We start from the raw sequence: 8,597 nt of genomic DNA on the forward strand, positions 1-8,597 counted from the left end.
AAGCTGAATACACGCCCCCGACAAAACCCTGGGCTGGCAAACTCCAGCCCAAGCCCTCAACGAGGCGCTACGTGCAACAACCGGCTGAAACCACCCCCGCCGAAACGGTTGAACCGTGCTCAAGGTCAGATCACCGACTCACCTTGAGCACCGATCAACCATCGCCCGGCGGATGGATCGCCCCAGGCGGTTGGATCGCTGACCGCGTAGCGGGGGTGTGCACCTGCTCCGGTGGGCGTGCACAAGGTATGACCTGTTCACATCCGCTACGTGGTGTTCGAACCCCCGGTGGTTGGCGTGGCTCCGGCCGCCTGCGGCGGTCGACTGAAGCCTTCGGGCGCGGCGGGGTAGATGGTTGAGGGGGATGGTGCGGACGGCGACCGAGGTGGACGTTGCCTGGGCTTCCGGGCTGTGGCTTGGGTGCGGGGTGCTCGGGGGGTCTTGCGTTATGGGTGAACTTTTCGGGTCCAGGCGACGAAAAAGTACCGAGCAACGTCATCGGGAGGCGTGGGCAAGTTGAGTGTGCAATCAGCCCACGCGAACTGCCCACACATCCGTTGTAAATAAGGGGTTATCGGCTCGAAAACTGTCCGTAGGCGTGGCTATCCTTTTCGGTATGGAGAACTTGGCGATGGCGCCGGTGTGGTCGCAGAGTGGCAGCGAACTGCTGACCACTCTCGACAACCTGTATGCCGCCAAGTCCCTCATCGACACCTACATCCTGCAAGCCACCGCACGACTCGACGAAATGGGCACCGCCCAAGAACTCGGCGCCCGCGACACCGTCGAACTCGTCGCGCAGCGGTACCGGCTCGACCCCGCCGTCGTCCGCAAAGACCTGAAGTTTTCCGGTGCCCTCGGCAAGTACCCGGCCGTGGTGGACGCACTGCCCGACCCCACCGACCCCGCACACCCCGCGGTCCTGGACCCGGCGCTGGCCAAGGTGATCGTCACCACCCTGGAGAAGGCGCCCGCCTCGGTCCCGGTCGACGTACTGGAGGTCGCCGAAGAGCAGATGGTCGACGTGGCCCGGATCTCCAACCCCCGTGAGCTAGCCAAGTTCGGTCAGGAGGTACTGGCACGACTGGACACCGACGGTGCTGAACCGGCAGAGGACGAGGCCCTCGCGAAAGAAACATTCCGGCTGCGGCAAGTCGACGGCGGGGTCAAGTTCTCCGGGTTCGTCGCCGGTGCCAGCGGCGAATTGTTGCTGACCCAGATCCACACCGGGGCCAAGCCGCACAAGACGGTCGACGGTGAACGCGACCCGCGGCCGCTCGACGTCCGCCAGGTCGACTCGTTCAAGGGCGTCCTGGATGCCGCCGCCGGCAACCCCGAACATCCGGGCGTACCGCACATCACCGTCACCATCGACTTCAACGACCTCAAAGCCGCGCTCCTCGCCAACACCCCCGAAGCCATCCGCCGCGCCGACAACGAGTCCGGTGCTGGTGCGGTCGGTGAAATGGTGCTCGGAGGCAACCTGTCCGCCTCAGCCGTGCGATTGCTGGCCTGTGACGCGACGATCCTGCCGATCGTGCTCGGCGGCGACTCACAACCGCTCGATGTCGGAACCGAGCAGCGATTCGTGAACCGGTACCTGCGTCGCGCCTTGAACAAGCGCGACAAAGGCTGTGTGGTGTGCAAGGCACCGCCGTGGATGTGCCACGCCCACCACATCATCTACTGGGCCGACGGTGGCCCGACCAGTCTTCAGAACCTCGTACTGCTGTGCGCTGCTCACCACCGCGCAGTGCACGCGGGCCAGTGGGCTGTCGCCATCACCGGCGGACAAGTCCACGTCACCCGCCCCGACTGGGCCGACCCACCACCCCACACCGACCCCGCCGCTATCGCTGCACTCCTCGCATGGACAACGTCTGCCCGCAACCCGGCAGAACCCGATGCGCGCAACCCAGCGGCATCCAGCACAAGCGACGCCAGCGCCGGTGCGAACGCCACCGACCCAATCTTTGATCCCTGGGCCGACAGCGCCACCGCCACCGCGGGCACCAGTGCACGCGCAGCTTCCACCAGCGCCTCCACGAACAGAGCCAGCGGCAACGTGGGTTCCAACGCGATCAGAACCGCTGCGAGCTCGGCTTCCAGTGTGGGCTGGCCCGATATCAGCAGCAACCCGGCTCCTGGCCAGCTTGACGGTCTCCCCGCCGCCAGTCGACTGCCCAGTCCGGAGCTGGCCGCCGCTCGCGAGGCCTTCCGAACCCGGTTGAGGGCGATGGTGCCCGACTACAGCGATCCCTGGGCGACCAACGCCATCCCAGCCTCCGGCCCATAAGCCCGAGACCCGTCCGGGCTTTACGTCGCCACTAACGTGGCGCCCAGCCCACCCCCGCATGCCCTGACCCCACCAGGTCACCACCCCGGAACCCACAACGGACCGGGGCATGCGGCATGCCCTCCACCTGGCCGCGGCCAACGGCATCCCAAACTGCAGCTCAACCGACCGGCCTACATCAGCCCGGGCATCCTCAGCCTCGCCGTCACCACCCGAGCGAGCAGACCGATCCCCCGCGCATCCGTACCGCCCACCTGATCCGCATCACACATCCGGTGGAGTATCAGACGTTCCGACCGCTACAACGGAGCCCGCCGACAGGCCACCCGACAGCGAGCACCGCTCGCAAGCGCTCCTCAACGCGGCCGCCGCCACCGTCCGGCCGCAAGGTGTGCCCCGCGACTCCCAGACGCCCGCTCGGTTGCACAGGCTTGCGTCCGCGCCGACCCCAGCTGCCAGGCAGCCTCAGCCACAAGCCGTTCCAGGCAGCACCACTCAGGCCGCCAACCGCCCTGTGGATCAGCTCGAGCCGGCTGCACGACGTGATCAGGTTATTGTCCCGGGCGGAATCGATCTTGTTCTGAGGCGCATCCCGGACAGCGATCTTGTCCCGGGTCGCGGCGCTCTGTCCTGAGGCGCAACCACAGCCCGTCAGCCCAAGCAACGAGGAAGTCAGCCGCCGACAGCACCATCCACCTCAGCCACCGCGGCACCCAGCCACCCCGCCTTCAATCGGCCGCAGCCAAGCTCAACCACAACAAACGTCCCCGGCCGAGCCGCTCACCTCGCCCGCGGGCCTGCGCCTTAGGTCCAGGTTGTGCTTTGAGCTACCGCGTGCGCCCCAAAGCCGGGGGCTCTCGGAGTCGACGTCGGCCAAGGGTCCCTCGTCGACGACCTCAGATATAGGCGGTCTCAGGTGTAGGCGGTCCCAGATGTAGGCGGTCTCGGGTGTAGGCGGTCTGAGCTGTAAGGCGGCCTTGTTCTGAGGCGCAACCACTGCACGTCAGCCCAGGCAACGAGGAAGCCGGTCGCCGACAGCACCATCCACCTCAGCCACCGCGGCGCCCAGCCACCCGCCTTCAATCGGCCGCAGACAAGCTCAACCACAACAAACGTCCCCGGCCGAGCCGCTCACCTCAGCCGCGGGCGTGTGCCTTAGGTCCAGGTTGTGCTTTGAGCTACCGCGTGCGCCCCATAGCCGGGGGCTCTCGGAGTCGACGTCGGCCAAGGGTCCCTCGGCGACGACCTCAGATATAGGCGGTCTCGGGCGTAGGCGGTCCCAGGTGCAGGGCGGTCTCGGGTGTAGGCGGTCCCAGGTGCAGGGCGGTCTCGGGTGTAGCCGGTCTGAGCCGTAAGGCGGCCTTGTTCTGAGGCGCAACCACTGCACGTCAGCCCAGGCAACGAGGAAGCCGGTCGCCGACGGCACCATCCACCTCAGCCCCAGCGGCGCCCAGCCACACTGCCTTCAATCGGCCGCAGACAAGCTCAACCACAGCGAACGTCCCCGGCCGAGCCGCTCACCTCGCCCGCGGGCTCCGGCTTTGGGGCTAGCTAGGTTGTGTCTTGAGCTATCGGCGTGCGGCCCAGAGCTGGCGGCTCCACGGGGTCGACGTCGGTCAAGCGTCCGTCGGCGACGATCTCAGGTGTGGGGCGGTCTCAGGTGTAGGGCGGTCTCAGGTGTACGGCGGTCTCAGGTGTACGGAGGCCTTGTTCTTAGGCGCAACCACAGCACGTCAGCCCAGGCGACGAGGAAGCCGGTCGCGGACTGCACCATCCACCTCAGCCACCGCGGCGCCCAGCCACGCTGCCTTCAATCGGCCGCAGACAAGCTCAACCACAACAAACGTCCCCGGCCGAGCCGCTCACCTCGGCTGCGGGGTGCGGCTTTGGGGCCAGGTCGTGTCTTGAGTTAACGGCAACCAGTCCAGCGAAGGGGACTCTCGGGGTCGACGTTGGTCAGCGATCCGTCGGCGATAGTCTCAGGTGTACGGCGGCCTTGTGTGAGGCGCAACTACAGCACGTCAGCCCAGGCAACCAAGAGCCGGTCGCCGACAGCACCAACCACCTCAGCCACCGCGGCGCCCAGCCGCACTGCCTTTAATCGGCCGCAGACAAGCTCAACCACAGCGAACGTCCCCGGCCGAGCCGCTCACCTCGTCCCCGGGGTGCGGCTTTGGGGCTAGGTCGTGTCTTGAGTTAGCGGTAACCAGCCCTGGGATGGAGACTCTCGGGGTCGACGTTGGTCAGCGATCCGTCGGCGACGGCCTCAGTTGTACGGCGGCCTTGTGTGAGGCGCAACTACAGCACGTCAGCCCAGGCAACCAAGAGCCGGTCGCCGACAGCACCATCCACCTCAGCCACCGCGGCGCCCAGCCATCTGCCTTTGGACGGCGCGGACGGGCGGACGAGTTGTGACCTTGGCTGTGGGGTTAGCGGCGGTTGGTCCAGAGGTGGCGGGATTCGGGGTGGAGGTTGGTTTGGAGGGTGTTGGCGCCGCCGAACTCCATTTCGACGCGGTCTGCGGTGTACGGCGGCCAGCCGGGGGTGCCGGTTTTGGCGAAGTCGACCCAGGCGGTGTGCATGCGGGTGGCGACGGGTTGGGAGCCGGGGCCGGCGAGGAGGCCGCGCCAGTTCGGGTCGGCGAGGTTGTCGAAGACGTAGGGGAGTTCCATGGCGTGGCTTGCGCCTAGGCGGCCGTCGTACGCCGGGGACTCCCAGCTGAAGCGGTAGACGTGTGCTCGGCCGTGAGCTTCGGCCAGGTTCAGGGCGGGGATGCGGTAGACGGCGTCGGTCAGCAGGGCGACCAGGGCCTCGTGGTCGTTCGACGTCCAGCCACGGTAGGCCGCGCGGTCCTTGCGTCCGAGGCCGAACAGCCGCGACATCAGGAATGTCGTGATCCGCGTCTTTACGCCCGAGGTGGGCAGCTCGAGGAAGAACAGGCGGGCTTCCTGGGTGTTGTAGCCGACCAGTACGTCGATGTCGCGGCCGGCGCCGTTCTCGATCGCGCGGATCGGTAGTTCCGGCAGCACGTCACCGTCGATCACCGGCTCGAACGGCATCAGGTTCGTTGCCACGTCACCCCAAGTACGCCGGAACGGCGACTTGCCGAGCTGGGCGGATACTGCCGCCTGAGCCGCGATCAGTTGAGCCGTAGAAGCCGTCGCCACTGCCTCTCGGGTCGCGGCGACACCGAGCGCCTTGGCCAACCGCTGCCCGACCTTCAGCGCCCCGGCCGGCGAGATCGCGTGGTGGCCGGCACCCGACTCCATGATCGCGCGATGGAACAGCCCCTGCGCGGCAGGCATCGTCATCAGGGCGCCGACACTCATCGCGCCCGCCGACTCCCCCATGATTGTGACGGATCCCGGGTCACCGCCGAACGCCGCGATCGAATCCCGTACCCAGGTCAGCGCGGCGACCTGGTCAAGCAGTCCGAGGTTGGCCACGCCATCGCCGTACCAGAGGAAGCCGTTGGCTCCGAGCCGGTAGTTGATCGCCACGAACACCACGCCGTCGCGGGCGAAGGCCGAGCCGTCGTACCCGGTCAGCGCGTTCGAGCCCGTGACGAACGCACCACCATGAATGAACACCACGACCGGCGCCGAGCCACCGACGTCCGGCGTCCAGACATTCAGGTGCAGAAAGTCGTCACCCGGGATCACCTCGTTCGGCAGCAGCTCCGAGGACTCGCCGGACTGTGGCGCCGTCGCACCGGCCTTCCGCGCGTCCCGAACCTCCGTCCACGGCTTGACCGGCGCGGGCGGCTGGAACTGCAGCTCCCCCACCGGTGGCGCGGCGTACGGAACGGCTCGAAAGACCGCACCATGCTCGCCGAGCTCGCCAAGCACCGGACCAGTCGGCGTGTGCACCACAGGGTCACCCATGGCGCACAGTCTGGCATTGCCGCGCTCAGCGAAGCTCGAAGCCACGCGTCCGAAGCGCTTCGCGAAGGTGCGCACGCCTCACAAGCTGGCGAACTGCTGCAGGTCTTTCAGGAGGGCTGCCTTCGGTTTGGCGCCGACGATGACCGGCTTGTCACTCTGCAGTACGACGCTGTCGAAGTCCGCGTCGGTGACGTCGTTCAGATGGTTGCTCATGGTTTGACTCCTCAGCCGAAGCTGTAGGTGAAGGCGGTGAGGCCGGGGCTGTAGGTGACGGTCATGGTCTTGCGCTGCTGGCTGGGCAGATCGACCAGCTGGTAGGCGTTCGGCGTACCGGAGACCTTGATGATCTTGTCCGGGAGACCGGGGGCGGACACGGTGACGGATCCTTCACCGGACAGGACGTGGAAGACCTTGGCGGCGTTGAAGTTCAGCCGGCTCTGGGAGCCCTGGGTGGAGGTGACACTTTGGGTGCCGACCTTCCAGTCACCGCCGAGGCTGTAGGTGTCACCGGGCTGTTCGGGATTGAGGCCAAAGGCAACAGTCTTGTTCGGGGTGAGCTTGCCGCTGCCGTTCAGGTTGGCGGCGCGGGAGTAGCCCAGGTAGGTCTCGGGCGTGGTCCCGGCAGCACCGATCGAATCGGCCTTCACCGTGCCGTCCACCGGCGCGGGCAGCTGGACGTTCGGGTTCGCGTCCTTGAGCAGTTGGCGGATCTGGTTCTCGGTCTGGGCGTAGCTGCCCTCGCCGAACTTGATCGAGCGGACGGTGCCGGTGGCGTCGACCAGGTACTTGGCCGGCCAGTACTGGTTGCGGTACTCCGTCCACGTCGCCAGGTTGTTGTCCTGCCCGACCGGATACGTGATGCCCTCCTTGCGGATCGCGGCATCGACATTCCCGGCGCTCTTCTCGAACGCGAACTCCGGCGAGTGGATGCCGACGATCTGCAGCCCCAGGGACTGGTAGGCCTTGTTCCAGGCGAGCAGGTGCGGTGTGGCGCGCTGGCAGTTGATGCAGGAGTAGGCCCAGAAGTCGACCAGCACGACCTTGCCCTTCAGCTCAGCCAGCGTCGCCGGCTTGTCGCCCGGGGTGTTGAACCACTTCTGCGTCCCAGTGAACTCCGGCGCCGCGCCACACATCGCCAGCTCAGCCGCACCCGGCGTGCACTTCACCAGCTCCTGACCACCCTGACCGAGCGCCGGAGCCAGCACACCCTGCACCGTCTTGTTCTCCGCGACCTTCTTCTCCAGACCACTCGTGTACGACGGCAGCGAACGCTGGATCACGTCAGTGATATTGAACGCCAACGCGATCGCAAGCAGGATCATCACGATCCCGCCACCGATCCGGAAACCCTTCTGGTGATCGCGATAAGCCTTCACCCGCTGCGAGATCCGCGAACCCGCCGACGCGAAGATCAGCAACGGCAACGCCGCACCCATCGCGAACGACACCGTCAGCACAACCGTCCGCCAACCCACGTTGCCCGTAGCACCAGCCACCGTGATCGCCGCCAGCACCGGACCCGCACACGGGACATACAAAGTGCCGAGCCCAAGACCCAGAACGAACGCACCGTTGTTGTTCCGGTTGATCTTCGGCAGCCGGTAGAACGGCTTCTCGATCCAATGACCCAGCGCCGGGAAGATCAGGCCGAGACCGACCAGCGTCAAAATGGTCAGGCCACCCCAGCGCAGGAAGCTGTCCGGCAGACCCAGCGCGGACAAAATCACCGAACCGGTCAGCGTGAACAAACTGAAGCTGACCACGATCCCGCCGATGATCTTCAGCGGCCGGAAATCCCTGCGGGGCTTAGCGATCTCGACCTCCTCGACCAGGACGCCGCCGCCGGCGTGGACAGTCTTGGCAGGAACAGTTTCCTTCTTACCGGCCGTGCCGGCGAAGAAGATGATCGGAAGCATCGGCAGAACACAAGGTGAGACCCCGGTGATCAGACCGCCTACCAATCCGATGAAGGCCAGTGTGAGCATCGGGAGACTCCAAGGCTGGATAGCCGAACAGGACAGCTGCTCTTCGTTCCTGCGCCCGGCGCCGGATGGGTCCCGAAACAGTTCGCGATCCGACCCATCCGCCCGCTCCACAGCCCCGAAGTACCGGTGTCGGCCGCCTTCTCACACCATGACTTCGAAAGGTAGTTCCCTCATGTCCAAGAACATCGCCCGCATCGGTATCGCGGCCGCAGCCCTGTCGCTTGTGCTCACGATGGCCGCCTGCGGCAGTGACGACAACAAGGCTGACACTCCGGCCGCGTCCCAGCCCACGAGTGCGCCGACCAGCGCCCCGTCCAGCGAGCCCTCGATGGACAACGCCTCCGGCCTCGTCGGCCCGGGCTGCGAGGCCTACGCCAAGGCCAACCCCACCGGCGCCGGCTCCGTCGACGGCATGGCCGCCGCACCCGTCGC

General features: G+C 66.6%; 5 protein-coding genes and 1 pseudogene. 3 read left to right on the forward strand and 3 right to left on the reverse strand.

Annotated features, from left to right (window positions below; translation table 11 throughout):
• Positions 1-616 precede the first annotated feature (616 nt).
• Positions 617-2,296, forward strand: coding sequence for a DUF222 domain-containing protein (locus ACIA49_RS41795; protein WP_396383926.1), 1,680 nt, complete (start codon positions 617-619; stop codon positions 2,294-2,296).
• A gap of 2,217 nt (positions 2,297-4,513) precedes the next feature.
• Positions 4,514-4,711, forward strand: a complete 198-nt coding sequence (locus ACIA49_RS41800) for a hypothetical protein (protein ID WP_396383927.1) — start codon at positions 4,514-4,516, stop codon at positions 4,709-4,711.
• A 14-nt stretch (positions 4,712-4,725) separates the two neighbouring features.
• Here the strand turns inward: ACIA49_RS41800 and ACIA49_RS41805 are convergent, their stop codons facing one another.
• The 3 genes from ACIA49_RS41805 to ACIA49_RS41815 form a co-directional block, all read right to left on the reverse strand.
• Positions 4,726-6,180 (reverse strand): carboxylesterase/lipase family protein, encoded by a 1,455-nt coding sequence (locus ACIA49_RS41805; RefSeq protein ID WP_396383928.1) that lies wholly within the window; start codon positions 6,178-6,180, stop codon positions 4,726-4,728.
• A 78-nt stretch (positions 6,181-6,258) separates the two neighbouring features.
• A complete protein-coding gene (locus ACIA49_RS41810) occupies positions 6,259-6,393 on the reverse strand; it encodes a hypothetical protein (RefSeq protein WP_396383929.1) in 135 nt (44 codons plus the stop codon).
• Between the two features lie 11 nt (positions 6,394-6,404).
• A complete protein-coding gene (locus ACIA49_RS41815) occupies positions 6,405-8,165 on the reverse strand; it encodes a cytochrome c biogenesis protein CcdA (RefSeq protein WP_396383930.1) in 1,761 nt (586 codons plus the stop codon).
• Between the two features lie 172 nt (positions 8,166-8,337).
• Between ACIA49_RS41815 and ACIA49_RS41820 the strand changes: the two are divergent.
• A pseudogene (locus tag ACIA49_RS41820) lies at positions 8,338-8,597 on the forward strand (fasciclin domain-containing protein); the annotation flags it as partial.

Origin of the sequence: Kribbella sp. NPDC051587, from assembly GCF_044453945.1 — a bacterium.
Classification (GTDB): Bacteria; Actinomycetota; Actinomycetes; order Propionibacteriales; family Kribbellaceae; genus Kribbella.

Bases quoted from the DNA above. Each gene is read 5' to 3' on its own strand.
- ACIA49_RS41795 (WP_396383926.1), top strand. From the start codon at position 617: ATGGAGAACTTGGCGATGGCGCCGGTGTGGTCGCAGAGTGGCAGCGAA.
- ACIA49_RS41800 (WP_396383927.1), top strand. From the start codon at position 4,514: ATGGAGACTCTCGGGGTCGACGTTGGTCAGCGATCCGTCGGCGACGGC.
- ACIA49_RS41805 (WP_396383928.1), bottom strand. From the start codon at position 6,180: ATGGGTGACCCTGTGGTGCACACGCCGACTGGTCCGGTGCTTGGCGAG.
- ACIA49_RS41810 (WP_396383929.1), bottom strand. From the start codon at position 6,393: ATGAGCAACCATCTGAACGACGTCACCGACGCGGACTTCGACAGCGTC.
- ACIA49_RS41815 (WP_396383930.1), bottom strand. From the start codon at position 8,165: ATGCTCACACTGGCCTTCATCGGATTGGTAGGCGGTCTGATCACCGGG.